The 26218-nt window shown below is 67.7% G+C and carries 23 protein-coding genes, 4 pseudogenes and 4 riboswitches; of the genes and pseudogenes, 10 read left to right on the top strand and 17 right to left on the bottom strand.

Annotated elements, in window-relative coordinates; genetic code table 11:
- Positions 1–12 precede the first annotated feature (12 nt).
- Positions 13–3612, top strand: a complete 3600-nt coding sequence (cobN, locus tag KXC42_RS19250) for a cobaltochelatase subunit CobN (RefSeq protein ID WP_219129402.1) — start codon at positions 13–15, stop codon at positions 3610–3612.
- Positions 3609–4355 carry a precorrin-6A synthase (deacetylating) gene (cobF, locus tag KXC42_RS19245; protein ID WP_219129401.1) on the top strand — a complete coding sequence of 249 codons (747 nt, stop codon included), beginning with the start codon at positions 3609–3611 and terminating at the stop codon, positions 4353–4355. The genes cobN and cobF overlap by 4 nt, the downstream gene beginning before the upstream one ends.
- Here cobF and KXC42_RS19240 read toward each other — a convergent pair.
- Together KXC42_RS19240 and KXC42_RS27410 are read right to left on the bottom strand one after the other, a co-directional pair.
- The gene (locus KXC42_RS19240; protein WP_219129400.1) at positions 4338–5129 is read right to left on the bottom strand and encodes a class I SAM-dependent methyltransferase; all 792 of its coding nucleotides are present in this window, start codon (positions 5127–5129) and stop codon (positions 4338–4340) included. The genes cobF and KXC42_RS19240 overlap by 18 nt on opposite strands.
- 60 nt (positions 5130–5189) lie before the next feature.
- Entirely contained in the window at positions 5190–5324 is a 135-nt protein-coding gene (locus tag KXC42_RS27410; protein ID WP_006552963.1) for a hypothetical protein, read from the bottom strand.
- A gap of 126 nt (positions 5325–5450) precedes the next feature.
- Here KXC42_RS27410 and KXC42_RS19235 point away from each other — a divergent pair, with 126 nt between their 5' ends.
- The gene (locus KXC42_RS19235) at positions 5451–6251 is read left to right on the top strand and encodes an SDR family oxidoreductase (RefSeq protein ID WP_193902551.1); all 801 of its coding nucleotides are present in this window, start codon (positions 5451–5453) and stop codon (positions 6249–6251) included.
- 1 nt (position 6252) lies between these two features.
- On the opposite strand, the gene KXC42_RS19230 is transcribed toward KXC42_RS19235, so the two are convergent.
- Entirely contained in the window at positions 6253–6786 is a 534-nt protein-coding gene (locus KXC42_RS19230; RefSeq protein ID WP_006552961.1) for a hypothetical protein, read from the bottom strand.
- 264 nt (positions 6787–7050) lie between these two features.
- Here KXC42_RS19230 and KXC42_RS19225 point away from each other — a divergent pair.
- Positions 7051–7161, top strand: a pseudogene (locus tag KXC42_RS19225) (SDR family oxidoreductase); the annotation flags it as partial.
- Positions 7162–7231: 70 nt separating this feature from the next.
- Here KXC42_RS19225 and KXC42_RS19220 read toward each other — a convergent pair.
- Positions 7232–7948, bottom strand: coding sequence for a polysaccharide deacetylase family protein (locus tag KXC42_RS19220; protein WP_039958234.1), 717 nt, complete (start codon positions 7946–7948; stop codon positions 7232–7234).
- Positions 7949–7996: 48 nt separating this feature from the next.
- Positions 7997–8193, top strand: a riboswitch (cobalamin riboswitch).
- 55 nt (positions 8194–8248) lie between these two features.
- Here KXC42_RS19220 and KXC42_RS19215 point away from each other — a divergent pair.
- Positions 8249–8596, top strand: a pseudogene (locus KXC42_RS19215) (ABC transporter substrate-binding protein); the annotation flags it as partial.
- A 2-nt stretch (positions 8597–8598) separates the two neighbouring features.
- Positions 8599–8847: pseudogene (locus KXC42_RS19210) on the top strand (citrate/2-methylcitrate synthase); the annotation flags it as partial.
- Between the two features lie 112 nt (positions 8848–8959).
- Here KXC42_RS19210 and KXC42_RS19205 read toward each other — a convergent pair.
- The 4 genes from KXC42_RS19205 to KXC42_RS19190 form a co-directional block, all read right to left on the bottom strand.
- Positions 8960–10177, bottom strand: coding sequence for a cobalamin-independent methionine synthase II family protein (locus tag KXC42_RS19205; RefSeq protein ID WP_219129399.1), 1218 nt, complete (start codon positions 10175–10177; stop codon positions 8960–8962).
- 29 nt (positions 10178–10206) lie between these two features.
- A complete protein-coding gene (metE, locus tag KXC42_RS19200) occupies positions 10207–12489 on the bottom strand; it encodes a 5-methyltetrahydropteroyltriglutamate--homocysteine S-methyltransferase (RefSeq protein ID WP_219129398.1) in 2283 nt (760 codons plus the stop codon).
- 143 nt (positions 12490–12632) lie between these two features.
- Positions 12633–12836, bottom strand: a riboswitch (cobalamin riboswitch).
- A 226-nt stretch (positions 12837–13062) separates the two neighbouring features.
- Positions 13063–14586 carry a PepSY domain-containing protein gene (locus tag KXC42_RS19195; protein WP_219129397.1) on the bottom strand — a complete coding sequence of 508 codons (1524 nt, stop codon included), beginning with the start codon at positions 14584–14586 and terminating at the stop codon, positions 13063–13065.
- A gap of 308 nt (positions 14587–14894) precedes the next feature.
- Positions 14895–15413: a hypothetical protein gene (locus KXC42_RS19190; protein ID WP_219130510.1), complete on the bottom strand. Its 519-nt coding sequence runs from the start codon at positions 15411–15413 to the stop codon at positions 14895–14897.
- A gap of 255 nt (positions 15414–15668) precedes the next feature.
- A riboswitch (cobalamin riboswitch) is annotated at positions 15669–15745 on the top strand.
- 247 nt (positions 15746–15992) lie between these two features.
- On the opposite strand from KXC42_RS19190, the gene KXC42_RS19185 reads away from it, so the two are divergent.
- Genes KXC42_RS19185 through KXC42_RS19170 form a run of 4 tightly spaced genes read left to right on the top strand, consistent with a single transcriptional unit; the run spans position 15993 to position 20054 of the window.
- On the top strand, positions 15993–17066 hold the full coding sequence (locus tag KXC42_RS19185) for an ABC transporter substrate-binding protein (protein ID WP_219129396.1): 1074 nt from the start codon (positions 15993–15995) through the stop codon (positions 17064–17066).
- Between the two features lie 8 nt (positions 17067–17074).
- Positions 17075–18160, top strand: a complete 1086-nt coding sequence (locus KXC42_RS19180) for an iron ABC transporter permease (protein ID WP_219129395.1) — start codon at positions 17075–17077, stop codon at positions 18158–18160.
- Positions 18157–19227, top strand: a complete 1071-nt coding sequence (locus KXC42_RS19175) for an iron chelate uptake ABC transporter family permease subunit (RefSeq protein WP_219129394.1) — start codon at positions 18157–18159, stop codon at positions 19225–19227. Before KXC42_RS19180 ends, KXC42_RS19175 begins: the two co-directional genes overlap by 4 nt.
- Positions 19224–20054, top strand: a complete 831-nt coding sequence (locus KXC42_RS19170) for an ABC transporter ATP-binding protein (RefSeq protein ID WP_193902545.1) — start codon at positions 19224–19226, stop codon at positions 20052–20054. Before KXC42_RS19175 ends, KXC42_RS19170 begins: the two co-directional genes overlap by 4 nt.
- 179 nt (positions 20055–20233) lie before the next feature.
- Here KXC42_RS19170 and KXC42_RS19165 read toward each other — a convergent pair whose 3' ends face one another.
- The 9 genes and pseudogenes from KXC42_RS19165 to KXC42_RS19125 all read right to left on the bottom strand — a co-directional run bounded on the left by KXC42_RS19165 (position 20234) and on the right by KXC42_RS19125 (position 26129).
- Positions 20234–20587, bottom strand: coding sequence for a hypothetical protein (locus KXC42_RS19165; protein WP_198040558.1), 354 nt, complete (start codon positions 20585–20587; stop codon positions 20234–20236).
- Complete coding sequence (locus tag KXC42_RS19160) at positions 20584–21174, bottom strand: (2Fe-2S)-binding protein (RefSeq protein ID WP_257605870.1); 591 nt, start codon at positions 21172–21174, stop codon at positions 20584–20586. The genes KXC42_RS19165 and KXC42_RS19160 overlap by 4 nt, the downstream gene beginning before the upstream one ends.
- 49 nt (positions 21175–21223) lie before the next feature.
- On the bottom strand, positions 21224–21499 hold the full coding sequence (locus KXC42_RS19155) for a hypothetical protein (RefSeq protein WP_219129392.1): 276 nt from the start codon (positions 21497–21499) through the stop codon (positions 21224–21226).
- A gap of 92 nt (positions 21500–21591) precedes the next feature.
- Entirely contained in the window at positions 21592–21813 is a 222-nt protein-coding gene (locus KXC42_RS19150; RefSeq protein ID WP_219129391.1) for a hypothetical protein, read from the bottom strand.
- Between the two features lie 20 nt (positions 21814–21833).
- Positions 21834–22001 (bottom strand): hypothetical protein, encoded by a 168-nt coding sequence (locus tag KXC42_RS19145; protein ID WP_219129390.1) that lies wholly within the window; start codon positions 21999–22001, stop codon positions 21834–21836.
- A 35-nt stretch (positions 22002–22036) separates the two neighbouring features.
- Positions 22037–22164, bottom strand: a riboswitch (cobalamin riboswitch).
- Positions 22165–22181: 17 nt separating this feature from the next.
- Positions 22182–23009, bottom strand: a complete 828-nt coding sequence (locus tag KXC42_RS19140) for a glycosyltransferase family 2 protein (protein WP_071935599.1) — start codon at positions 23007–23009, stop codon at positions 22182–22184.
- Positions 23006–23986: a glycosyltransferase gene (locus KXC42_RS19135; RefSeq protein ID WP_219129389.1), complete on the bottom strand. Its 981-nt coding sequence runs from the start codon at positions 23984–23986 to the stop codon at positions 23006–23008. Before KXC42_RS19135 ends, KXC42_RS19140 begins: the two co-directional genes overlap by 4 nt.
- Complete coding sequence (locus KXC42_RS19130; RefSeq protein ID WP_006552944.1) at positions 23983–25062, bottom strand: glycosyltransferase; 1080 nt, start codon at positions 25060–25062, stop codon at positions 23983–23985. The genes KXC42_RS19135 and KXC42_RS19130 overlap by 4 nt, the downstream gene beginning before the upstream one ends.
- Positions 25059–26129, bottom strand: a pseudogene (locus KXC42_RS19125) (glycosyltransferase family 1 protein). Before KXC42_RS19125 ends, KXC42_RS19130 begins: the two are co-directional and overlap by 4 nt.
- Positions 26130–26218 lie beyond the last annotated feature (89 nt).

The following is a 26218-nucleotide window of genomic DNA, read 5'->3' as shown; positions in this document are numbered from 1 at the left end:
TCGGGTTGCGTCGTGACGCGCCTGACTTTGTTGTCGACGTCCGACACCGACCTGCTGTCGGCTCGGTCGAGCGATGTCGAGTGGGCGCTGGGTAACCCGTCCCGCCTCGACGTGTCCACCGAACTGCCCGGTCTGCTCAGCGGATCGGACCTGGTCGTCGTGCGGATCCTGGGGTCCGCGCGCAGTTGGCGCGACGGGCTCGACACCGTGCTCGCGACCGGCGTCCCGGTCGTCGTTCTCGGTGGTGAACAAACACCCGACGCCGAACTCATGGAGTATTCGACGGTTCCGATCGGCGTTGCGGCCGAGGCACATCGCTATCTCGCGCACGGTGGTCCGGCCAATCTCGGGCAACTCCACGCTTTTCTGAGCGACACCGTGCTGCTCGGCGGTGACGGCTTCGAACCGCCCGCCGAGCTGCCCGAATGGGGTGTGCTCGACCGTCCCGAACCGCCCGGCGGCGAGCGGTCGCCACGCGTCGGCGTGTTGTTCTACCGGGCCCACCACACCAGCGGAAACGTGCAGTTCGCGCACGATCTCGCCGACGCGATCGACGCGACCGGCACGGCTCGTGGCGTGGTGATCCACTGCGCGTCGCTGCGTGGTGCACCGGACGACCTGCTCGCCGCACTCGGCACCCTCGATGCGCTGGTCGTGACGGTGCTGGCGGCCGGTGGCACCAGACCCGCCACCGTGAGCGCGGGAGGTGAGGACGAGGCGTGGGACGTCGGAGCGCTCGCCGCGCTCGACATCCCGATTCTGCAGGCCCTGTGCCTGACGTGGAGTCGCGAGGACTGGGCGGAATCGGACGACGGTGTGTCACCGCTCGATTCGGCCACGCAGATCGCCGTTCCCGAATTCGACGGACGCATCATCACGGTGCCGTTCTCCTTCAAGGAACTCGACGCCGACGGCCTGCCCCGCTACATCACCGACCCGGAACGGTGTCGCCGCGTCGCCGGTATCGCAGTGGCACACGCACGATTACGACACGTACCTCCGGCACAGCGCCGGATCGCGATCATGTTGTCCGCCTACCCGACCAAACACTCCCGGGTCGGCAACGCCGTCGGCCTCGACACGCCGGTCTCGGCGATCCGGATGCTGCGCGCGCTGCGCGATGCCGGATACGACCTCGGCGACGGCTTCCCCGGCATGGACGTCGAGGACGATACCGAGGCCGGAAATACCCTGATCCACGCCCTGATCGATGCCGGCGGACAGGACGAGGAGTGGCTCACCGCCGAACAGTTGGCCGGAAATCCGGTGCGGGTGAGCACCTCCGACTACCTTCGGTGGACCGGTGATCTACCGGCAGAGCTCACCGATGCGATCGTAGAGGCATGGGGACCGGCACCGGGATCGCTGTTCGTCGACGGCGACGCCATCGTGCTGGCGACCCTGCAGGCCGGCAACGTGGTGCTGATGATCCAGCCGCCCCGTGGATTCGGCGAGAATCCGGTGGCGATCTACCACGATCCCGACATGGCGCCCTCACATCACTATCTCGCCGCCTACAAATGGGTCGAGCACGGTTTCGGTGCCGACGCCGTGGTTCACCTGGGCAAACACGGGTCGATGGAGTGGCTGCCGGGCAAGAACGCGGGTCTGTCCGCCGCTTGTGCGACCGACGCCGCGATCGGGAACCTGCCGCTGATCTACCCGTTCCTCGTCAACGATCCGGGCGAAGGGGCACAGGCCAAACGCCGAGCCCACGCGACGATCGTCGACCACCTCATCCCACCCATGGCGCGCGCCGAATCCTACGGCGACATCGCACGTCTCGAACAGCTGCTCGACGAGTACTCGAACATCGCCGCGATGGACCCGGCGAAACTGCCCGCGATCCGGGCGCAGATCTGGACGTTGATCCAGGCGGCGAAACTCGATCACGATCTCGGGCTCGACGACCGCCCGCACGACGCCGAGTTCGACGACTTCCTGCTGCACGTCGACGGGTGGTTGTGCGAGGTCAAGGACGCGCAGATCCGCGACGGCCTGCACGTCCTCGGTGCCGCGCCGACCGGCGAGGCGCGAGTGAATCTCGTGCTGTCGATACTGCGAGCCGCGCAGGTGTGGGGCGGCAGGAGCAACGCCGTCCCGGGTCTGCGCACCGCACTCGGGCTGAAGTCGGATGCTCCGTCGAAGGAGGTCGATGCCGTCGAGAGCGTCGCGCGGTCGCTCGTGCAGGCCATGGAGGACGACGGCTGGAACGCCGGATCATCTGCACGCATCGTCGAAACCGTGCTGGGCCAGCCTGATTCCGAGGTCGCGAGGGTGCTCACCTTCGCTGCCGACGAAGTGGTTCCCCGCCTCGCGGGCACGACGGCCGAACTCGACGCGGTGCTGCACGCACTCGATGGTGGATACGTCCCGGCCGGTCCGTCCGGCTCACCCTTGCGCGGCCTGGTCAACGTTCTGCCGACCGGGCGCAACTTCTACACCGTCGACCCGAAGGCAGTCCCGAGCCGGCTTGCCTACGACACGGGTGTCGCGTTGGCGGACAACCTGATCGAGCGATATCTCGCCGACACGGGCGAGTACCCGCAGTCGGTCGGCCTGTCGGTATGGGGGACCTCGGCGATGCGCACCGCCGGCGACGACATCGCCGAAGTGCTCGCACTCATCGGTGTGCGTCCGGAATGGGACGCCGAGTCGCGTCGGGTTCGCGAACTGACCGTGATCCCGCTCGAGGAACTCGGCCGGCCCCGCATCGACGTCACGGTCCGCATCTCCGGTTTCTTCCGCGATGCGTTCCCGCACGTCATCGGGATGCTCGACGACGCGATCCGCATGGTCGCCGCCCTCGACGAACCCGACGAGCAGAACTACGTGCGAGCCCATGCTCGGCGGGACGAAGCCGAACACGGCGACGCCGACCGTGCGGTGCGGCGCATCTTCGGATCGAAGCCCGGCTCGTACGGTGCCGGCATCCTGCAACTCATCGACTCCGGCAATTGGCGCACCGACGCCGATCTCGCCGAGGTCTACACCGCGTGGGGTGGCTTCGCCTACGGGCGTGGGTTGCACGGTGTTCCGGCCGCCGACGACATGCGTGCGAACTACCGGCGGATCGCGGTGGCGGCGAAGAACACCGACACCCGCGAACACGACATCGCCGACTCCGACGACTACTTCCAGTATCACGGCGGCATGGTCGCAACGGTGCGGGCGCTGACGGGCACCGACCCGAAGGCGTACATCGGCGACTCCACCACCCCCGATGCGGTGCGCACCCGATCACTGGCGGAGGAGACCGCACGGGTCTTCCGCGCCCGGGTCGTCAACCCGCGGTGGATCGGTGCGATGCGCCGGCACGGTTACAAGGGCGCCTTCGAACTCGCCGCGACCGTCGACTACCTGTTCGGCTACGACGCCACTGCCGGTGTGGTCGAGGACTGGATGTACGAGTCGCTCGCACAGAACTACGCGCTCGACCCCGAGAACCAGCAGTTCCTCCGCGAAGCGAATCCGTGGGCGTTGCGCGGTATCGTCGAACGACTCACAGAGGCGGCCGATCGTGGACTGTGGGCCGAACCGGATCCCGAGACGATGAACAGACTGCAGCAGGCCTATCTCGACGTCGAGGGCGATCTCGAGGATCGGGGGTGAGGGTTCGGCTCATCGGGATCGGCCCCGGGGGCCCGGACGATCTCACGGTTGCGGCAGTGCACGCGCTCGAGAGCGTCGACGTCTTCCTCGTGCCCGACAAGAAGCGGGGCGTGGACGATCTCGTGGCGGTCCGCGAACAGATCCTGCGTCGGCACACCTCCGGCTCTCACCGGATGATCGTAGTGCCGGACCCGCCCCGAGACCGGAACCCGGAGCGCTACGGCGACGAGGTACGCGACTGGCACGCCGCCCGCGCCGAGGCGTACGAGACCGTTCTGCTCGAACAGGTTCGGGAGGACGAGACGGTCGGCTTCCTGGTCTGGGGCGATCCGAGCCTGTACGACAGCACGATCCGCGTCGTCGAACGCATCCTCGATCGTGGGAGGGTGCGCTTCGACTACGACGTCGTTCCCGGTGTCAGCAGTGTGCAACTGCTCGCGGCCCGACATCGTCTCGTGCTCAACACCATCGGTGGGCCGATCACCGTCACGACCGGCCGAAGACTGATGCAGGACGTTGCAGCGGGTGCGTCGAACATCGTGGTGATGCTCGACGGCGGCCTCGTCTGCGCCGACCTCGACGGGACCTGGAACATCTGGTGGGGTGCGAATCTGGGGACCGACGACGAAGAACTCGTCGCCGGCCCGCTCGCCGAGGTGCTCCCGGCGATCCGGGAGGCTCGTGCCCGGGCCAAGGGGGCCCGAGGCTGGGTGATGGACACCTATCTACTGCGACGAGGATGAGTTCGGGTCGCCCGGAACCGTTCCCCGCGCGTACCAGGCGCGGGCGTCGAGCGAGAACGGTCCCGACGGAAGAGCATCACGACAGGCGTCACGTACTGCAGCGCGGTGCCTTTCGGGCATCGACACCAGGTGCCGCCCGGCCGGTCCTACGCCGAACGTGAAGGGCTCCCAGAAGTCGGAGAAATCAGCGTAGTCCGCGCGTGCGGACAGGGCACCACCGATCACGTCGTCCAGGCCGGCACGGCGGAGCCGCTCGGCGATGTCGCCCTCGGTGGTACCGGCCAGCCTCGTCTCACCCGGAGACCCGGGCTCGACCGTTCCCACCGCGGCCCAGAAGATGCGGAGCATCGTCATCCCGCCGGCCGTGGTGTCCCACATGCATGCGGCGACGGTGCCGCCCGGGCGGGTCACCCGCACCATCTCGCGCACGCCCAGTTCGGGATCGTTCATGAATCCGAGGACCAGCGACGCCAGGGTGACGTCGAACGTTCCGTCCGGCCACGGCAGATTCTCGGCCACCCCGACGCGAACGTCGATCTCCGGTGCTATCTGCCGGCACGCCGCTGCGAACTGGGGAGCCGGGTCGATCGCCGCGACGTTCGCTGCGCCGACCCGGCCGACCAGTTCACGGGTCAGCCCACCCGGCCCGCAGCCCACGTCGCAGACCCGATGCCCGGCCCTCACCTCGCTCGCGTCCGCCAAGGCGGGCGCGAGCGTCGCTGCGTAACGGCCCATGAAACGGTTGTACTGTTCGGCCGGTCCGGCGAACTGCATATGCCCAACATATCGGCCCGATCGGTGGCCTCGTGGCGGTTCACATCGTCCTGATCGAGATCACTTCTCGTCGTCGTCCGAGCGCTCGACCACCTCGGGAGCGTTCTCCCGCGTTGCCATGCCGCCGTTGCGACCGTGATCGACCGGCCCCGGTGGGTCCTTGCGCACCTCGTCGTCCTTCTTCGACGTCGTCACTTCTACCTCCGTACGCTGGGCCGACTCGTGTCCGGACGGATACCCGCAGACGTGCACGCGCACACTTCGGGGTGGCGTCGGTGCTCCGGACCGGATTGACTGGACCCAACGACACAAGGAGGCAGCATGCAGATCCGTGACAGGGTTTTCGTCGTCACCGGTGGAGGCAACGGGATCGGACGCGATGTCGTCCTCGAACTCCTCGTGCGTGGCGCGCGGGTCGCGGCGATCGACCTCCGCACCGAGGCTCTCGACGGCACCCGCGCTCTGGCGGACGCCTATGTCGACCGTCTCACCACCCACACGGTCGACGTCTCCGATCGCGCCGCCGTCGAAGCCCTGGTGACCGAGGTGACCGCAGCACACGGGCGGGTTGACGGCGTCGCCAACGTCGCAGGCATCATCCAGAAGTTCGTCCCATTCGCGGACCTGCCGTACGACGAGATGAACAAGGTGCTCGACGTCAACTACTGGGGTGTCGTGCACATGTGCAAGGCGTTCCTCCCCGAGCTGCTGAGCCGTCCCGAGGCGAGCCTGCTCAACGTGTCGAGCATGGGTGCCTTCGTGCCGGTGCCGGGCCAGTCCGTCTACGGCGCGAGCAAGGCGGCGGTCAAACTGCTCACCGAAGGTCTGTACGCCGAACTGCGCATGACGAAGGTCGCGGTGACGCTGGTGTTCCCAGGCGCCGTCCGCACCGGCATCGCCGAGAACTCCGGTGCCGCCATCCCGGGACGCAGCACTGACGCCTCCGTCAAGATCACCTCGTCCGCCGAGGCAGCCCGCAGGATCGTCGACGCGATCGAGAAGGGCACCTTCCGGGTGTGCATCGGCAAGGACGCGACGATGCTCGACCTGCTCGCCAGGCTCATGCCGCGTCGCAGCATCGAGTTCCTGGCGAAGAAGATGGGCTCGCTCGTCGAGCGCTGACCTACCGGCGACCGGTCCGCAGCGGATGCGGCCGGGGCGGGACGTCCGTCGGCGACCGGCTCAGCACGATCGGCAACCACTGCGAGGTCATCACGATCATCACCAGCCATTCGGCGACCAACGCCACGGTCGGGTGATGCGGAGCGTTCGTGATCATTCCCGCCTGCGACCAGTACGCCAACAGCCCGAAGAACGACGACAGCCCCGAGCCGAGCATCGCGAGCGACGCCAGCTTCCATCGTCGCAGCCACAACGCCAGCGTCGAGATCACCACCCCGAACACGAGGGCCAGGGCCGCGAAGATCCGCAGCGGCACCGCCACGGGTGCGGTGTCGCCGAACCAACTACCGAAGACCGTCCACGACCACGCCGACGACGTCTGCGGAAGCACCATGCACACCGTCAGGACGACGACGCAGATCGCCAGGACCCGTCCGCGGCGACCGGCGTCGAACTCCCCGGCGACCTTCTTCTCGATCCGGGCGAAGTCGTTCCGATAGGCCGACAGGTCCGCGCTCGTACCGTCCGCGCTCATGCCTCGACCTCTCCGTTCCGACACATGGGTGGCCATTATGCGCCGCACACCGATGTGACCTCGCTCATGTCGTCCACCTGCGATTATGCTCCGACACATGTGTCCGGAGCGGTGCCGGTGTGGCGCCGTGGTGCACCGGGTATCGCCCCTTACGAACCCGATCGAGGGAGGGCGAGAATGCCGGACCAGGACCAGTACCGCATGCAGCACCCGGGAGAGCAGCACCCCGTTCCGCCGCTCGAGGAGCAACCGGAGATCGCCTACCCCGGCGCGACCGCCGAACTCGCCCCGGCCTACGTCTTCCTCGCCTCCCAGGAGTCGAGCTACATCACCGGGGAGACCATCGCCGTCACCGGCGGAGTCCCGTTCACCTGAGAATCAGAGCGCGAAATGGTCATCGGAGCGCGTAACAGCGCGCATCGATGACCATTTCGCGCCCCGGAGTTCACGAGGCCTGCATGTCGAGCAATTCCGACACCGTCACGAACCGGTAGCCCTCGGCGCGCAGGCCGTCGACGATCCCGGGAATCGCCTCCAGCGACGCTGTCCGGGAGGGGTACATGACGTGCAGCAGGATGATCGAGCCGGGACGGGTCTCGTCGAGTGCGGTCTGCACGATCGTCTCGGTGTCGGACGCATCGGAATCCGGTTCGACGTCCCACATCACGGTGGTCCGGTCGTGCTGGTCGAGATAGCGGGGGAGCGCGACGAGCTTCTTGCCGTAGGGCGGGCGGAAGGTGATCTCCCCGTCGAACCCGGTCTCGCGAATCGCGGCGTCGGTGCGCTCGATCTCCTCGGCCACCGTGCCGCTGCCGACGAGCATCATCCTGCGGTGCGTCGCGGTGTGATTACCGAGTTCGTGCCCGGCCTCGACGATGGCCCGGCCCAGCTCCGGTCGTTGTTCGAGTTCCGAGCCGGTGACGTAGAAGGTGGCGGGGACGTCGGCGTCCTCGAGGGTCTGCAGGACCTGCGGGGTGAGGACGCTCGGGCCGTCGTCGAGGGTCAGCGAGACCACCTTCTCGGGTGTCTCCACCCTATGGACGAGTGCCCCGAACAGCTGGAAGGTGCGGGAGTTCGAAAGCTGGAAGATCGCGACGGCGACGACGACCAGCACCACGAGTACGGCGGATACGACGACGAGGGTTCTTCGGCGAGATGCCATTCGGACATGGTGCCTCATCCGGTGTCGATGGGTGGAGGACGCCCGGTTGCGCCGTTCCGGGACCGACGCCGGGTCTTGCACTGTTCGTAGCGACGTAGGGAACAACGGTGCGAATCCGTGGCTGTCCCGCAACTGTCACCGAGGAGTGATCCCCCAATAGCATGGTCACGGCCCACAGGGGTTGGAAGGCCGGGGCGAGCGTCGATCCGGGAGCCAGGACACCTGCGTCGCCGAAGCAGGACCCACGAGGATGGACATGAACAATTCGATATCGACCGTCCGCAAGGGCGGAATTCGGCGCTGCGCGCAGCCGGCGCACTGCTAGCGGCGGCGTTGGCCGTCTCCGGTTGCTCGTCGAGTGACGACACATCCGGGACAGTCGAACAGGACACCGCGGCATCGGTCTACCCGCTCACCATCGAGAACTGCGGCAGGACGCTCACCATCGACGCGCCACCACAGCGGGCGGTGTCCCTGAATCAGGGATCCACCGAGATCCTGCGGTCGCTCGGTCTCGCCGACCGCGTGGTCGGCACCGCGACCTGGACCGATCCCGTTCGGGAGAATCTCGCCGACGAGAACGCGAAGGTTCCGCGTCTGTCCGACAACAAGCCGTCCTTCGAGGTTGTGCTCGACACGGAACCGGATAGTGGGTGCAGATGTACGACATCCTCGAGAAGACCATGGCCGAGGCCACCGGCATCGAGCCGAATCCGGACTTCCCCACCGGGCCGGCCTACCACCTGATGGGCTTCGACATCGAGGTGTTCACCCCGATCTTCGTCATGAGCCGTATCACCGGGTGGACTGCGCACATCATCGCGCAAGGTGAGTCCAACGCCCTCATCCGTCCGCTGAGCGAATACACGGGGGTGCCGCAGAGGTCGATCGTGGCCTGACACCCGCTCGAACTGCATCCCGGGATATTTCCGTCACCGTCTCCTGACCCCGGGATGCTTCCGATCGGGCCCGCAGCGTTCAACGCTGCGGGCCCAATCGTTTGCGGTCATGTCATGCGATGCGCTTCGTCGCCAACTCCGCGCCTCGGACCAGGGATTCGAGCTTGGCCCACGCGATCTGAGGATGAATGCGTCCGCCGAGTCCGCAGTCGGTGGAGGCGACCACATTCTCGGCACCGACGAGATTCGCGAAACGTTCGATGCGGTCGGCGACGAGTTCGGGATGTTCGACGACGTTCGTCGCGTGGCTGATGACGCCGGGCACGATCTGCTTCCCGTCGGGAAGCTCCACGTCCTCCCACACCCGCCACTCGTGTTCGTGACGGACGTTGGCGGCCTCGAACGAGTACGACCCGGCGTCGATGTCGAGCATGGTTTCGACGAGGTACTTGAACTCGAGATCGGTGGTGTGCGGGCCGTGCCAACTGCCCCAGCACAGATGGAAGCGGATCCGGTCCTGGGGCAGACCCCGCAGGGCGTAGTTCAGCGCTTCCACCCGGATGCGGGTGAAAGCCAGGTAGTCCTCGACCGTCGGCTCGGGGTTGATCTGGTCCCAGTTCTCGGCGATGGACGGGTCGTCGATCTGCAGGATCAGACCGGCGTCGATGATCGCTTCGTACTCCTCGCGCATGGCATCCGCGCATGCCCAGATGAATTCTTCCTCGGTTGCGTAGTGCTCGTTGCCGATCCGCGAGGCGCTACCCGGTGACAAGGAAGTCATGAAACCGTTCTCGACCCCTGCGGCCGCCAGCGCGGACTTCAGATTCGCGATGTCCGACGCGATGGCGTCGTGGCCGATATAGGTGACCGGTCCGGTCGCAGTAGGGAAGAGGGGTGCCTCCTTCCCGATCGACACCCCGCTGTCGGGATCGCCGTAGGCCTCAGCGAACAGCGTCCAGTCGCGCCGGTCGGGAAAGGTGGTCAGACGCACGTTGCCGGGTGTCGACCGGATCGGTGTACTGCCGAACGGTCCTCCGTCGGTCAACTGGAGACCGGACAGGCGCTGGAACGAGTACGACCACCAGGCACCGTAATCGACGGTCGAGGACATGGCCTTGCCGTACTCGCCGTCGCCGGGAGTGCAGATGCCGAGGTCGACCTGGCGCCGAACCAGCGCGGTCACCTCGTTGCCGAGCAACTGTGCGAACTCCTCGGAGGTATCGAGGCGAAAGCCGTCTGCCGCTTCTCGTCGTGCTCGGTTGGCTTCGACGAGGGCAGTGGTGCGCGGGAGACTTCCCGCATGGGTGGTGCGAATGCGAGGGGTGGACATTGTCGATGACCTTCTTCGTAGTGCGGTAGTTATCGGTTCAGCTCGGCGCGCACGGTGGCGGCAGCGGCGACGAGATTCGCCAGTGAGGCCGTGACCTCCGTCGTGCCGCGGGTCTTGAGCCCGCAGTCCGGGTTGACCCACAGTCGCTCGGCGGGCACCGCCTGCAGAGCCTTGCGCAACAGTGCTGTGATCTCGTCCTCGCTCGGGACCCGCGGCGAATGGATGTCGTACACGCCGGGGCCCACGCCGAGGTCGAATCCCGCGGCGTCGAGATCGTCGAGGACCTCCATGCGCGAGCGGGCCGCTTCGATGGACGTGACGTCGGCGTCGAGTTCGGCGATCGCCTCGATCACCTCTCCGAACTCCGAATAGCACAGGTGGGTGTGGATCTGCGTGGAGTCGGCGACACCGGATGTCGCCAACCGGAACGCACCGACCGCCCACTTCAGGTAGTCGGGTTGTTCCGACGCGCGCAGCGGCAGGAGTTCACGAAGCGCAGGCTCGTCGACCTGGATGATGCGCACCCCGGCGGCCTGCAGGTCCACCGTCTCGTCGCGGATCGCGAGCGCGATCTGGTCGGCGGTCTCGGCGAGCGGCTGATCGTCGCGGACGAACGACCACGCCAGGATCGTGACAGGGCCCGTGAGCATGCCTTTGACCGGCTTGTCCGTGAGAGACTGGGCGTGGACGATCCACTCGACGGTCATCGGTGCACGGCGTGCGACGTCACCGTAGAGGATCGGCGGCCGCACACACCGCGTGCCGTAGGACTGCACCCAACCGTTGGTGGTGGCGAAGAACCCGTCGAGCTGCTCGGCGAAGTACTGCACCATGTCGTTGCGTTCGGGCTCGCCGTGCACCAGCACATCGAGTCCCAGCTTCTCCTGCAGCGCAACCACGTCGGCGATCTCGTCGCGCATCCGACGCACGTACTCGCCGTGGTCGATCTCACCCGTGCGCAACGCTGCACGGGCCACGCGGATGCGGGCCGTCTGTGGGTACGAGCCGATCGTGGTCGTCGGCAACAGTGGCAGATCGAGATGGCGACGCTGGATCTCACGCCGTCGATCGGCAGGGGTGCGGGTGCGGTCGGTGCAGATCGAGGCAAGGACACCTCGCACCCGATCGTTGCGTAGACGCGGATCCGAGGCCCGCATCTGCGCGGCGGTACGGGCAGCGGCGAGTTCGTCGGTGACGGCGTCGCATCCCGTACGCAGAGCGGTGGCGAGAGTGACGATCTCCGAGACCTTCTCGCTGCCGAAGGCCAACCACGTGCGCAGCGATGCGTCGAGATCCGGTTCGGCATCGATCGTGTACGGCACGTGCAACAGTGAGCACGACGACGACACCGCAACGGCGGCGGCGGAACCGAGCAGGGTGGCCAGCGTCGACAAGGCCTGTTCGAGGTCGGTGCGCCAGACGTTGCGGCCGTCGACGACGCCGGCGACGATGAGCTTGTCGGCGAGCTCGGGCAGGCCTGCGATTCCGGTGGTGCTACCGGCTACCAGGTCGACGGCTAGACCTTCGACTCCGGTGCGTGCGAGCCGCTCGAGCGCCGGCCCGAGGCTGCCGAAGTACGACGCGACGAGAATCGACGGCCGCTTCGGTGCCTGCACCAGGGCGTTGTACACCCGTCCGATCGCATCGAGGGCAGGTGAGTCGAGGTCGCGGACCAACGCCGGTTCGTCGAGCTGTACCCAGTCGACCCCGGTGTCGGCGAGCTGCGCCAACAGGTCCAGATAGAGGGGAACGAGCTCGTCGACGCGGCCGAGCAGCGGTCCTTGCCCGTCGACGGGCTTCGACAGCAGCAGGAAGGTCAGTGGACCCAGGACGACGGGGCGAGCGGGCACACCGAGCTCGCGTGCCTGCGCGATCTCACCCAGAATCTTTGTGGCATCGAGTTCGAAGACGGTGTCGGGTCCGATCTCGGGGACGAGGTAGTGGTAGTTGGTGTCGAACCACTTGGTCATCTCGAGTGGGGCGATATCGTCGGTGCCGCGTGCCGCGGCGAAATAACGGTCGAGGTCGTCGGCGATATCCGCGACCCGGGCAGGCAACGCCCCGAGCATGACTGCTGTGTCGAGGACGTGGTCGTAGAACGAGAACGTTCCGACCGGGATCGAGTCCAGCCCGGCTGTGTGTTGACGTGACCACGTGTCGGCGCGCAGTTGTGCGGCAACCGATTCCAGGCCACTGCGGTCGAGGCGCCCGGCCCAGTAGGCTTCGGTGGCCTTCTTCAGTTCGCGGTTCGGTCCGATGCGTGCGGAGCCGAGCACGGTGGCGGTGAATGAGGATGCTGTCGGAGCAGACATCAGGTTTTCTCCGGTGTTCGTCGCTGGGTGGTCTACCGCCCGATGAACGCGCATCCCGATACGAGCCCCGTGTTCTCGACCTGTGGTCGAGGTGTTGCCGATCGGCGCGCGCCCATTCCACGAGGCGGCATACCGTCGGGCACGGCGTGCCCGACACGATCGGCAGGTCTTCGGACTCGCAGGCACCCATTCCCGATTCCGTCGGGATGGACCTAGTGGCCGTCGCTTCCCGGACCTGGTGGTCCAGTGCTTGGTGACGGCGGTCGTTCCTGCATACCGCTGCGGGACAGTCCCGGATTCCCACCGGGTTCCCTCTCACACCCGATACCTGTCGGCATCGGGTGCTTCGGCGCGCACACGAGGTCTTCGGGGCTCCTCACGACGACATGCGGCGAACCGATCGCAGCGCCGACTATACAAGGATCGCCTCCTTCCTCGGCGTGCGTGGGCTCGACGACGCTCTACCAAGTCCGGAATGCGTTCCTCTGTATACGAACTCGGGAGTGTGAGGATTGCCCGGTCGGCTCGGATCCGGTGGCAGGATCCGAGCCGCCGGGCCGGAGACAGCGAGACTCAGCCGGTCGCGGAGGTCCCCTCGGGGGAGTGCTCGGGCGGACGCCGGCGCCGCAGCAGACCGACCGCGACGTCGACGAGCAGGAATGCGAGCAGGCTCAGTCCCAGCAGCGGAGCGAACCACCCGACGGTCACCGCAGCAGCGACCACCGCGACGACGGTGACCGGGTGCAGGCGTCGCCACGTCCCACGCAGCGGTGGGCGCGCCACCCGACGCGATCCGCGGGTGGGGCGACGCTGCCACCACAGCTGGTAGCCGCGCACGATGACCGTGCCCAACGCGACCGCGAGAGCGAGCAATACCAGCTGGTTGAGCAGCCCGAACAAGATGCCCATGTGCAGGGCGATGCCCCAGGTGGTGAGCTGGGCGGCCAGCGGCCAGTCCGCGAACGTGTTGGTGGCGGTCACCGCCCCGGTGGCCGGGTCGATCGCGACCGCGTCGGTGACGAACTGCCAGGGCTGGCGGGTTTCGGTGACGGTGACGGCAGTGTGGCCGTCGGCCGGGATGCTCATCTCGACGTGTTCGGTCACCCGATGCTCGGCAGCGGCGGCAAGGACGCGGTCCAGAGCGCCGACGTTGCGATCGAGTGCGCCCGTATCGGTAACAGCGGCAGTATGGCCGTCGTGGCCGTCGTGGCCGTCGTGGCCGTCGTGTCCACCGGCTGCAGGCGCGGTGTCCGAGACGCCGAGGGTAGTATCGAGCGTCGGGGTGGTCCAGCTCAACGCGGTACGCAACTCGCCCACATTCGCCCCGGCATATGTGGACCAGGTCAACCCGGTGGCCGACAGGAAGATCAAGCCGACCGCGATCCACAGGCCGGTGGTGCCGTGCCAGCCGAGGGTGCGGTTGCGGCCCCGCGCGCCGCGGTCGAAGGTCAGCAGTCGCGCCGACTGCCGGGTGCGGGTGCGCTGGGTGCGGTAGCGCTGCACCCACAGGTACACCCCGCCCAGAGCGATGACCCACAACCAGGAGGCGGCCAGCTCGCTGTAGATCCGGCCGGGCTCACCCAGATGCAGGTGCCGGTGCAGCTGGGAAATCCAGGTGCGTACCGGCAGCGCGCTGCTACTGCCGTAGACCACCGACTGACCGGTCGACGAGGCGGTCGCGGGATCGATGAACACGGCAGTGCGCTCGGATTCACCGAGGGACGGATCGGTGAACAGCACCCGGGTGGTCTCACCGACCTCGGATGCGGGGCGTACCGCTGAGACGGTCAGGTCCGGGCGTAGCTGCTGGGCGGCGCGGACCTGCTCGGCGACCGGCAGTGCCGGACCGGTGGAATCGACGTGCAGCAGGTCGCGGTAGAGCACCTGTTCGAGGGTCGGGGCGATCGCGTAGAGGCCCCCGCTGATCGTCGCGATCAGCAGGAACGGGGCCACCAGGATCCCGGCGTAGAAGTGCAGCCGCATGATCAGCGGCCGCATGCTGCGCGGCGGTGAAGAATCCTGCGCCGCAGCCCGGGCGGGCTCGGCGGCGGAACTGTCCGCGGCGATGGTGCCGCGGTCGAGTTCGGGAACAGACATGAGTGTGTCTCGATTCGGCTGTCGTGAGGTGCTCACCGTGTGCGCGTTTCTCGGCGGTGTCCGTGCAGGAGCACGGGCACCGCTGGAGATGCGGTCGGTGAGGCGACCGTCAGGAAAGGCGGGCATCGAGGGGACTTGGCAGATCGAATCCGGTCGATGCCGCTGAGGGCACGCACGCCATACACTCGGCACCCCAGCACGGGGCGAAGGCAGGACGGCGGAAGAAGAATGTCGGACCCACCCGTCGGCGATCGCGTGCTCTCCCGCGCCGGGGACGGCGCAGCAGGCGGATCGGGTAGGGAGGCCGACTACGCCGCGGTCGGCGGTCCGCGGGTACCGGCGGCGGCGCCGGCCAGCAACCACAACGACAGCGTCGCCCGATAGAGCGGGGTCGCCGACCAGACCACGGTCTGCGCAGGCGGGACAGAAACGAGCACCAGCATCACGCGGGTGAACGCCCCCAACACGTGCAGGCACGCACCTTCGACGGCGCGCACCGCAGCGGCGGAGACCGCAACAGCGGCAAGGTGGGCGGCGATCATCGCGGGCGACAGTTCCAGCCCGTGCGCGTGGTCGTCGACCACCGAGAGGGTGGTGTGCCCGACCACCTGTCCGGCAGTCAGTGCCGCGAGGAGAAACACCCAGTTCCGATCGCGCACGGTGACGGCGGCGACCGCGGCACCGATGCCGGCGCACGCCGCCAGCAGCAACACCACCGCCGACTGGCTCGGCGACATCCCGCCACCGGCCACACCATGGGCGGCGATACTCACCGCCCCCGACACCGACCCCACGGCAGCACCGCGCACCTGCGCAAGCACCGGCATCCGTGAGTCCACCCCGCGAGGATAGCGTTGATTCCCCTCGGGTCTCTTCTCCGGTGCCGGGACAGGGCCGGGCGATGACGTCGGTCTCCCGCACAGCGGTGGTACCGGCGTCGAACAGGACACAACCGCTACGCCGTTCGAATGGCGTTGCGCCACCACCGACCTGCACCGTCCCCGGCTCCTACTTCGGCCGAGCCGGGAATTCGGGCATGGTCGGCTCCTGCTAGCCTCAGTTCGTCCATCACGATGGGATCCGAGGAAGCCGGTGTGAATCCGGCGCGGTACCGCCACTGTGAGCGGCGCTTCGACAAGCGTCTGCGAGCCAGATACTCACCCCATTCGTACCTTTCAGCATCGGGGCGGCCTACCCCGAGAAAGGCTGCGCGAAGCCGTGCACCCATCTCTCTCCCATTCTGTCTCCGCTGTACCTCCTCGGCGTCCGGATCCTGTCGAAGGGCGCGCCATCGCGATCGCCCACGCACCGGGAATCAGTGATCAGGTCGCTGCGACCCGCACCTTCCATGCCTTGATCCGGCCCGAGTGCCGATTCCCCCAGCGCATCGAAAGGACGGCCGTCGCATGACTCCGCTGAACCGTCGGACGCTGAGCGTCGCCGCCGCATGTCTGACGCTGATCAGCGCGAGCGCATGTGGCGCAGACGAGGAGAACGCCGCGTCGGCCGACTCCATGACCGTCGAGAACTGCGGGATCGACGTCACCGTGGAAGCGCCACCGGAACGCGTGTATGCCGCCTACCAGCCGGCCATCGAGATTGCGCATGCGCTGGGCATCAGCGACCGCCTGATCGAGACCGCCTTCCTCGATGCTCAGGTGTTGCCCGAGTACGCAGATGCCCAGGAGCAGGTGCCGTACGTCGAGAAGCTCCCCAGTCGTGAGGCGCTTCTGGCCACCGGGCCCGACTTCATCCTGTCGGGGTACAACAACGTGTTCACCGAGGACGGCGCCGGCGACGAGAGCTTCGGCACGCGGGCGAGTCTGACCCGGCTCGGCATACAGAGCTGGATCCTCAGCCCGCTGTGCCCCAGCGCGGACGGACTGTCGGACGAGGCGATCGACCCCGCCACCGTGAGCGTCGAGACGATCTATGACGACCTGCGCGACCTCGGAGCCCTGTTCGACGTCGAGGAGCGCGCCGAGGAGGTCATTGCCGATCAACAGCAGCGCATCGCGGCGGTCGACCAGGTGCTGGCCGGGGCGGACCGCCCGAGCGTCGCGATCGTCCTACTCGATGAGGGCGGTGGCATCCGCGTCGCCGGTGGCATCGACTTCGGTACCCGGATCATCGCGCAGGCCGGGGGCGTGAACGCCTTCGCCGACCTCGTCGAGCGACGCCACGTCGCGATCGACCTCGAAGAGCTGATCCGTCGCGACCCCGATGTCATCTTGACCAGCACCTGCTGCGACGCCTCCTATACCCGCCAGGACGGCGCCGAGGAGGCGCAGACGATCGTGCAGAACCCGGCGCTCGCGGGCCTGTCGGCGGTGCAGAACGGTGCCGTGCATCCCTTCCTGTTCGCTGACCGCGCCGCCGGAGTCCGCATCGCCCATGCAATCGAGCTACTGGCTTCGCTGCTGCACCCCGACCTGGCCCCGGCCATCCAGGACGAGACCGGACAAGACGGGGGCGAGTGAGGTAGGCGGTGACGACGGCGGCAACGACCCCGGAGCGGTCTGCGGACGGTCCGGCCCCGGCTGCCGGCGCGCCTGTCGTGCGCTCCGGCCTGCTGAGCGGCAACCGTACTCGCCTACTCGGGCTCGCGGTGGCCACGGCTGTTCTGGTGGCCGTGACCCTCGGCTCGGTCCTGCTCGGCACCCTGCCGGTCGGCCTCTCCGACGTGGTCGGGGCCGTTACAGATTCGGCGGACAGTGGCGTCGAGCGTGCGGTGCGATATATCCGCATCCCGCGGACCGTGACCGGATTGCTGGCCGGGATGGCGCTCGGCCTCGCCGGCGTGGTGATGCAAGGTCTGACCCGCAACCCCTTGGCGGGACCCGGACTGTTGGGCATCAACGCCGGCGCGGCGCTGGCGGTGGTTTCGGCGATGGTCGGTCTCGGCATCACGAGCGCTGCCGGTTACGTGTGGTTCGCCTTCGCAGGAGCTGCGGTGGCCGCCGTCTTCGTCTACATGCTCGGCTCGCTCGGTCCGGGTGGTGCCACACCGGTGAAGCTCGCTCTGGCCGGGTCGGCGTTGACCGCGCTCCTGGGCGCGGTCACCACGATGATCACCCTCCAGGACGCCTCCACGATGGAGGACTTCCGCTATTGGGTCGTGGGATCGTTGACCCGTTCGGACAGTGACGCTTTGGCCGCGGTAGCGCCGTTCATCGCCGTCGGTGTCGTCCTGGCTGTTGGCCTGACCCGCGCGTTGAATGCTCTGGCTCTGGGTGAGGATCTCGCCCGCAGCCTCGGTGCCCGTGTGTGGGTCGACCGCATCGCGGGGGCTCTCGCTGTGGTTCTGCTTGCGGGTGGCGCCACCGCTATCGCAGGTCCGGTCGGGTTCATCGGGCTCGTGGTACCCCACATCGCACGGATGATCACGGGCTCGGACTACCGCTGGGTGCTCGCCTGGACCATCGTGCTCGCGCCCATGCTGCTGCTGATCGCCGACATCCTCGGACGACTCCTGGTCCAACCCGAACAGCTGCAGGTCGGGATCATCACCGGCCTGGTCGGCGCCCCGTTCTTCCTCTACCTGGTCCGCAACCGCAAGGTGGTCGGCACATGAGTTCGCCGGTGCGCCGCGGTCCAACCCGCGACACGCTCCTGGTGGCCCCGCGAGGTACCCCGGTCTCCTTTCGGATCAGTCGCTCCTCGGTGCTGCTCACCGTCCTCGCCGGCGTGGCCGCCGTTGCGGTCGCCACGGCTTCCTTGGTCCTCGGGGTGTACCCGATCTCGGTTTCCGGCGCCGTCACCATCGTGGGAGGCGGAGGCACCCTCATCGAGCGCGAGGTCGTGCTGGGCGACCGCCTGCCCCGGGCACTGACCGGGCTCGGTGTCGGCGCGGCTTTTGCGCTCTCGGGGGCCATATTGCAGCGCATCGCCGCCAATCCGCTCGTCAGCCCCGACATCATCGGCATCAATTCCGGGGCGGCGATGGGCGCATTGACCGTGCTGCTTGTCGTGGGGGGCAGCGGTCTGCAGCTCGTGTTCGGTGCGCTGGCCGGCGCGGTCCTCGCTGCGCTGATGATCGTGCTCATCGCTTACCGGCGCGGTCTGCACGGCTTCCGGCTGGTGCTGGTCGGGATCGGTGTCGCGGCGATGCTTTCCTCCGCTATCTCCTATCTGCTCACCCGTTCCGACATCCACCGAGCCATGAGTGCCGCTGCCTGGCTGACCGGCAGCCTGGCCAATCGGAGCGGGCTGCACGTGACCATCATTGTCATCGCGCTGGCGGCGACGGTCCCGGTGCTGATCGTGGAGTCGCGGCACCTGCGGCTGCTCGAGCTCGGCGACGATCTCACCCGCACCCTGACCGGAGCCGGTCAAGGCCGCAAGGTGTTGCTGCTGCTGATTGCAGTGGTCCTCGCCGCGATGGCGACCGCAGCTGCCGGACCCATCGGTTTCGTCGCGCTGGTGGCGCCGCAGATCACCCGCCGCATCCTCGCCGAGCGGCAGATCGGCCTTGCGCCCTCTGCCGCCGTCGGCGCCCTTCTGGTGGTCGGCGCCGATCTGGCGGGCCGTTCGATCTTCGCGCCGTCGGAGATGCCCGTCGGAGTCCTCACGGCGATCCTCGGAGCGCCGGTCCTGCTCTATCTCCTCGCCCGCGCCCACCGCATCGGAGCCGCCGGATGACACCGCAGCCAGCACACGCGAACCGGTCGGTCTCGTTGACGACCGAGCAGCTCAGCCTGGGCTACGGCTCCTCGCTGATCGTCGACCAGGTGAGCACGAGCCTGCCTGCCGGCCGTATCACGGCGATCGTCGGACCCAACGGGTGCGGCAAGTCGACCCTGTTGCGGGGCCTGGCCCGCCTGTTGTCGCCGCAGCACGGCCGAGTCCTTCTGGACGGTACCGAGCTCACCGAGATGCCGGCGCGCACGCTGGCCCGCGCCCTCGGTCTGCTGCCGCAGCAGCCCCTTGCCCCGGACGGCATCACCGTCGCCGATCTCGTCGGCCGGGGCCGGCATCCCCATCAACGGTGGTTCCGACAGTGGAGTGCCGAAGACGAGCGGGCGGTGGCCGCCGCACTGGCGGCGACCGGCGTCGACCAGCTGGCCGAGAGCCCGATCGAAGAACTGTCCGGCGGCCAACGCCAACGCGTGTGGATCGCGCTGGCGTTGGCCCAGGATCCCGACATCATGCTGCTCGACGAGCCCACGACCTTCCTCGACCTGGCCCATCAGATCGAGGTGCTCGATCTGCTCGCTTCCCTCAACCACCGGCTCGGACGCACCATCGTGCTGGTGTTGCACGATCTCAACATGGCCAGTCGCTATGCCCATCACCTTGTGGCGATGCGAGCGGGGACGCTGGTGACCGCCGGACCGCCCAGCGAAGTCATCACTTCCGAGATGGTGCGCGACGTCTTCGGTGTGGAGGCCACCGTGATCACCGATCCCGTCGCAGGCACACCGCTGGTCCTGCCCCACCGGTCGGTCGACATCGAGGCCGCCCGGTGACCGGGCGCGTTCTGCCTTCGCGGACGGACCGCTCCGCGCCGGACCTCGGTCGGCGCCCGGCTTCACACTCATGTGTGTCGGAAGCCCCTACCTGTGCGATCGCGTGGATCGGGTTCCAGCCCCAGAAATTCCGCGGATGCGGTCCCACGCCTCGAGGTGTTCCCAGACCGGTTCATCGGTCAACTGTTCGGTGTTGGTGAGTAACGGGGTGGGAGCATGATCGTGAGCATCTGCTCGTCCCGGCTGTTGAACATGCGCAGCCCCCATGAGGTGACGGTGTCGTCCCTGCCGATCCTGCGGTACAACTCGGCGCGACCGCAGCGGCGGATCCGACCGAGTTCCGGCCCACTCGCGGTGTGTTCGCCGATGCAGAGAGGGAAGTGCCACCGATCGAAGTCGACGGTGACGTACCCGTCGTACATCCCGATCTTCTTCGGTGCGTTCGGGGCCGCGACCTCCAGTGCCGAGCCTTCGATGAGCAGACCGAACCACATGTCGTTCCAATAGTTCTCGGGATCGAACACGACTGTCACGGCATCTCCTTCGAGCGGTCGTCCGGCGGGGTGGGGAAGACGCAGTCGCCGCAGACCCCGCCGGTTGGTGTGCGGTAGTAAAGACAGCAACTACGGCGACGGCCGGTCGCCGGGTCCACAGTGTCCGCCAGACGCGGATCGGACAGAAGGTCATCGACGAGAGGCTGTGCATCGGAACCGATCACCCGACCGGCCCCGATCAGAGCGGATGCCGCGTTGCCCCACAACAGGCCGGCCGCGACCACGTCGCGCCACGCATGGACGAGAGGTTCGATCTGCCGGTCGAGGACTTCCACCACGATGTCGTCGCCGAATCCGGGTTCGATGGTGTGCAAGTGCAGCCCGGCGTCGTTGCGCCACAGGAGTTGCTCGGGATCGAGCCGAATGCACCGTCCGGAATCGACGACGGAACCCATCGCCACCGACCACACGCGTGCGACGTATCCGAAGAAGAGGGTCGATGCTGCCACGCGCGGTTCGGCGGTCCCCATTCGCGCGGCGATATCGGCCACCAGGGCGTCGCGGGTCGCGGGGTCAGTCAGATCTGCGGTAGGACGCCATCTGTCGTCGGCAGGGCCCGTACTCACGCGGAAGTACGGGCTCCACACTGTGATTCGCTCGAGAGTCCCGATCGCATCAGACACAATTGTTCTCCGATTCCAGATCGAACACCATCCTACGAGGATCGAACCGCATGCGTCCGCGATCGAATGCATCTCCGATAAAGCCGGATTCGGCGAGAGCAGCGGGAGTGTCGCATGTCAGTGTGCGATCTGTTTCGAGCAGCCACATCCGGTCGGACACCCGTAGTGCGAGTTCGAGTTCGTGGGTGGACATGACGACCGCCAGATTCTGCTCGCGCGCCAGGCGTCCGAGCACGTCGACGAGTTCACCCCGTCGAGCAACGTTCACCTTCGAAGCGATCTCCGTGACCGTCCTGCCACGGAAGGCACGACGACGGGCGTGGCCGATGGTCGGATCGCGTAGTTCCACGCCGGTGGAGGTCACAGTGCCGCTCCCAGTGTTCCACGCCGTGAACGAATCAGGACGGCGATGACCACGGGCGCCTCCACGATGGGCGTGACGGCATTGAGGGGGAACACGGTGGCCCCGAGCGCCGCGGCGATCACCACACCGGCGCGGCCGAGTCCGGCCAGCCCCGCGGTGAACCCGCCGACGCCGCCACCCACGAGCCAGGTCGGGGCGTCGGCCGCCTGCGCGACCACGGCTTCGAAATCGGCGTCGACTATCCGGACTTGTCGGGAAAGTAGTCGACCGAGGCATCGAAGTCGGTGATGCACTCGTCCGAGGCGTCGTTCTCGGTGTCGGAACCCGCCGTCGAACATCCGGCGAGCAGAAGGCTCGAGGAGGTCAACGCGACAAGGAGCTTCGGGAAGGCTGCGCGTACACGCACGGCGATTACACCCTCTCTCGGGGAAGTCCGCCCCGGGCAAGGAGGTACGGCGACGTGAGTATCTGGCTCCCGGAGATCGCTCTACCGGTCACAGTGGCGGGACCGCGCCGGAATCACACCGACTTCCTCGTGCGTCGTCGCAATGACGGTGCCGAAATTAGCACACGGAACGAAAAGTCTTCACGGGCCGGTCGTCCGCACCTTCGTCCACCGCTGCGTGTCGGGGTCGAAGGAGACGAGTCCCGTCCGCTCGAACTCGTCGAGCCACCCCCGCATCGGCCACCACCCCCAACGCTGGTGGAACAGCGCGGCATTGGTGAGGATGTCGTCGAGATGCCCGACCGGCGGGCTCGACACCGGGTGGTACTGGTGGAAGGCATGGGCGCCGCCGACCCAGGCCATCGGGACTCCGGCACGGGCGGCCTTCTGTCCGAAATCGGTGTCCTCGCCGCCGTATCCGCTGTATGCGGTGCAGAACCCGCCGATGCGGTCCCACACGAGCGACCGGGACGCGAACGACAGCGACCAGAACAATTCGTGTCTATCGTCCAGCACGATCTCACCCGAGGAGGGGAACGGACGGGCCGGATGCGGATCGATCGCGTCGCCCAGCCGGTCGAGGTCGTAGCCGTCGGCGCCCGGTTCGGACAGATAGGTGACCGGACCGTTGAGCAGCGCAGCCGGGTGCCGGCCGGCCGCCTCGGCGTACCGTTCGATCAGGTCGGGAGCCGGAATGCAGTCGACGTCGAGGAAGACGAGCAGATCTGACGACGCCGTCCGCGCACCCAGATTCCGTGCCTCTCCGACCGGCAGTTTCGCGGAGTCGACGTCCATCTCCACTACTCGCGCCGACGAGCCGGCCGTGGCGACGACCTCCGTGACCTCCGGGTCACCCATCGCGACAACGATGTGCTCGTCAGGTGTCCGGGTGCTGCGTGCGAGGCCGTCGAGTTGGCGTCGCAGATGCGTGCCGCGACCCGCGGCGACCGTGACGACCGAGACGGTCACGATCGCTCCGCCAGGTCGTCCAGGATCGCCGCCGCGCGCGCCGCGGCACCGTCGACCTGCCAGCGTTTCCATTCGACGGGGTCGAGGCCGCGTGCTCGCTCGATCAGTTCGGGCCAGCGGTCCGGGTCGGGCCACCCGTCGAGACCCACCGCCAGTCCGGCCTTCTCCAAAGCCGTTGCGGTGGAACGTTGTTCGTCGAACGGACGGGGTTCGGCGATCACGACCGCAGGTCGCGCGGCGGCCGCGATGTCGGCGACGGTGTTCTGTCCCGCACGCCCGATCACGACGTCGGCGCCGGTGAGGACGGGCCACGGATCGTCGACCCACGGACCGCCCGCGACACCGAGACCCTCCCACACGTACTGGGGGTAGCGTGACGAGAACCGGTGCAGATCGTCGACGGTGATCGACGATCCGCCGCTGCCGCTCATGGCGAGGACCCTCGGCTTCTCACCGGCTGTGCGGGTGGGAGACGGGCGTCCGTCGAAACGGCTGATCCCGCCGACGTACGAGGTGACGTACGAGCGCAGCCAGTGCGGATCGTAGACGTCCTGCGACCACGGTGCGATGAGATGGTCGGCGACGCGATAGGCCAGCGTGTGGGCGGTATCGGTGCGCTCGCCCGGCATCGCGAGCACCACGACGGGGATCCCGTACAAGCGGGCGAGGAGCGTCACCTCCACTACCAGCAGGCTCGGGCGGGTCGCGGCGATCCACGACCCCAGCGCGTGCATGCGTTCGCGGAGACCGTCGTCGTGGGTGGGAACCCAGTGGAGGACGTCGTGGGCCGTCGTGTCCTGCGCGGTGTCGACGGCGAGGTCGTCGCGGGGGAGCAGCACGACGTCGTCGAAGGCGTCGGCGGCAGTGCCGAGCGGCGCCGACGACAATGCCGTCACCGGCGTCCGCAGATCCGCGCAGATGCTGCTCGCGCGGGTGCGGTGTCCGTGCCCGTGGTGATGGATGTAGTAGCCGATCATGCCGCTCCCGCGAGTTCCCGATACAGCGAGACGTAGGCATCGACCATCGTGCGTTCCGAACAACGCTCCTCCGCGCGGGCTCGGGCGGAGGCACGGGACAGACCGACAGCGCGGGGTACCGCCTCGGCCAGGCCGTTGATGTCGTCCGGCGCGACCAGGCATCCGCTGCTCTCGTCGACGACCTCCGGGATGCCGCCGCGCGCGAAGGCCACCACGGGTGTCCCGCATGCCAGGGACTCGGCGACGACGAGCCCGTACGGTTCGTCCCATTGCGGGGTGATGAGTGCTGCTGCCGAACGTCCCACCGCGGCAGCGAGATCCGGCTGGGAAAGATGACCGAGATAGATCACGTCGGGACCGAGGAACGGTTCGACGTGTTCCGCGAAGTACCCCCGGTTGCTGATCGGGCCCGCGATCCGCAGCCGGTAACCGACCCGGCGCGCGGCCTCGATCGCGAGATGCGCGCCCTTCTCCGGCACGAGGCGGCCGAACCAGATCAGATCCTCACCTCCCGAACCGACCGGCCACGCTCCGAGATCGACACCGTTGGGCACGACCGCCACCGGACCGGGCGTGACGTGTTCCCAGGCCGTCGCGGTGTGCCGGCTGACCGCGACGAACGTGCCCGGGCACCCACCCGGAGTCGCCATCGCCGACTCGAGCCACGGCGTCGGCGGCGTGTGCAGCGTGCAGAGCAGCGGGGTATGCAACATGCGGGCCATCGCTATCGGCAGGTAGTGCAGGCTGTGGTTGTGCACGACGTCGAAGGCATCGGCGGACGGTCCGGCGAGATCGAGCATCAGCGACAGGTAGGCGTGGTGGTCGCCGAGGAAGCCGTTCGCCGGGGGCATCGACACGTCGCTGCGTGCGAGTTCGCTGACCTCGAAGGACGGCACCTCGAGGAACGAGGCCGGAAGTTCCGGATCGGATCCCGGTGCGGCGAAGAGCGTCACCTCGTGGCCGTCCTTGCCGAGCGCGTGGGCGAGATGCCACACGTGCGCTTCGAGTCCGCCGGCGAAGGGCTGGCGGATCGGATATCTGTTCGACGCGACGAGTGCGATGCGCAACGGCGTCATGATCTGCTCCGGCTGCTCATCGCGCGCAGGTAGATATCGCGATGGGCGCGGGCCAGCGCGCGACGTTCGTCCATACGTTGCGACCAGTCGGCTCGCGGAAGATCCCTGCTCTCGTACAGTTCTCGCACGCAACGATCGAGCGAGTCGGCTTCGAAGGTGTCCTCGTCGTAGGTGTACACCCCGCACCGACGCTGCTCGCCGTAGAAGCCGCAGCTCGGCGCGATCACAGCGGTGCCGAGGTCGAAACACGCCTCGAGCCAACCCGAATGGGTTCCGAAACGGTAGGGCAGCACCGACACCGACAGATCCGAGAGGTACTGCCACAGTTCGTCGTCGGAGAAGTACGGATGCACCCGCACGTCCACCTGGGGTTGCTCGCCGTACTGCCGGATGCGGGAACCGGCTTCCGGGTTGTACCAGTACGCATTGTCGGGATCGAAGATCTCGTCGTGCACGTTGATCTGCAACACCGCATCGGGTAGCGAGCGCACGGTCTCGGCCAGCGTGTCGAGCACCGGGAACAGATCCATGTTCGCGCGCAGGCTCTTCGCGTGGACTCCCACGACGAACGGACTTTCGTCGCGACGCGGTCGCTCGAGCCAGTGCTGTTCGACGACGTGCGGATGCGGCAGGACCGTCGCCTCCCGGCCCCAGCGCAGACGGATCCGCTCGGCGGCGCCCGGCGTGAGGGTGATCAGTTCGTCCGCGGCCGGAATCAGCACGTCGAGTTGCTTGTGGTGCTCACCGGGGGTGGGGTGGTGCGGGTTCCGCAGGTCGTGCACCGTGTACACGAGAGGCTTGTCGTGCTCGGCGAGTTCGGCGACGACGTCCTGCAGCTGCTCCGCGCCGATCGCGTCGAATCCGAAATGGATGTGGAAGACGTCGAATTCCTCGTGGTGGTCGCTCACCCAGCCCGGTTCGAGCATCAACGGCGGCCATCAGCCCCCGGGAACCTTGCGGCCGTCGGCGGGAACCGGATCCGTCAACCGGATCACGTCGTCGCCCTCCGGGCAGGCGAGGTGCCGGACGTAGACGTGCGACGCAGGCACCGACGCGACTCGAATCACCACAACCGACCCTCTTCTCCCTCGCGCGACATTCGCCGTACACACCGAAAGGCCGGGAACGCCGTCCCCGGCCATCGTCCGGTGCCCTG

The sequence above is a fragment of the Rhodococcus sp. LW-XY12 genome (assembly GCF_019317345.1).
GTDB lineage: Bacteria > Actinomycetota > Actinomycetes > Mycobacteriales > Mycobacteriaceae > Rhodococcus > Rhodococcus pyridinivorans.
This window is presented reverse-complemented; position numbering and strand designations above follow the sequence as displayed.

Coding starts and splice junctions, on each gene's coding strand:
- KXC42_RS19240 (WP_219129400.1), bottom strand. CDS start 5,129: ATGCAGTTCGCCGGACCGGCCGAACAGTACAACCGTTTCATGGGCCGT.
- KXC42_RS19235 (WP_193902551.1), top strand. CDS start 5,451: ATGCAGATCCGTGACAGGGTTTTCGTCGTCACCGGTGGAGGCAACGGG.
- KXC42_RS19230 (WP_006552961.1), bottom strand. CDS start 6,786: ATGAGCGCGGACGGTACGAGCGCGGACCTGTCGGCCTATCGGAACGAC.
- KXC42_RS19220 (WP_039958234.1), bottom strand. CDS start 7,948: ATGGCATCTCGCCGAAGAACCCTCGTCGTCGTATCCGCCGTACTCGTG.
- KXC42_RS19205 (WP_219129399.1), bottom strand. CDS start 10,177: ATGTCCACCCCTCGCATTCGCACCACCCATGCGGGAAGTCTCCCGCGC.
- metE (WP_219129398.1), bottom strand. CDS start 12,489: ATGTCTGCTCCGACAGCATCCTCATTCACCGCCACCGTGCTCGGCTCC.
- KXC42_RS19195 (WP_219129397.1), bottom strand. CDS start 14,586: ATGTCTGTTCCCGAACTCGACCGCGGCACCATCGCCGCGGACAGTTCC.
- KXC42_RS19190 (WP_219130510.1), bottom strand. CDS start 15,413: ATGCCGGTGCTTGCGCAGGTGCGCGGTGCTGCCGTGGGGTCGGTGTCG.
- KXC42_RS19185 (WP_219129396.1), top strand. CDS start 15,993: ATGACTCCGCTGAACCGTCGGACGCTGAGCGTCGCCGCCGCATGTCTG.
- KXC42_RS19175 (WP_219129394.1), top strand. CDS start 18,157: ATGAGTTCGCCGGTGCGCCGCGGTCCAACCCGCGACACGCTCCTGGTG.
- KXC42_RS19170 (WP_193902545.1), top strand. CDS start 19,224: ATGACACCGCAGCCAGCACACGCGAACCGGTCGGTCTCGTTGACGACC.
- KXC42_RS19135 (WP_219129389.1), bottom strand. CDS start 23,986: ATGATCGGCTACTACATCCATCACCACGGGCACGGACACCGCACCCGC.
- KXC42_RS19130 (WP_006552944.1), bottom strand. CDS start 25,062: ATGACGCCGTTGCGCATCGCACTCGTCGCGTCGAACAGATATCCGATC.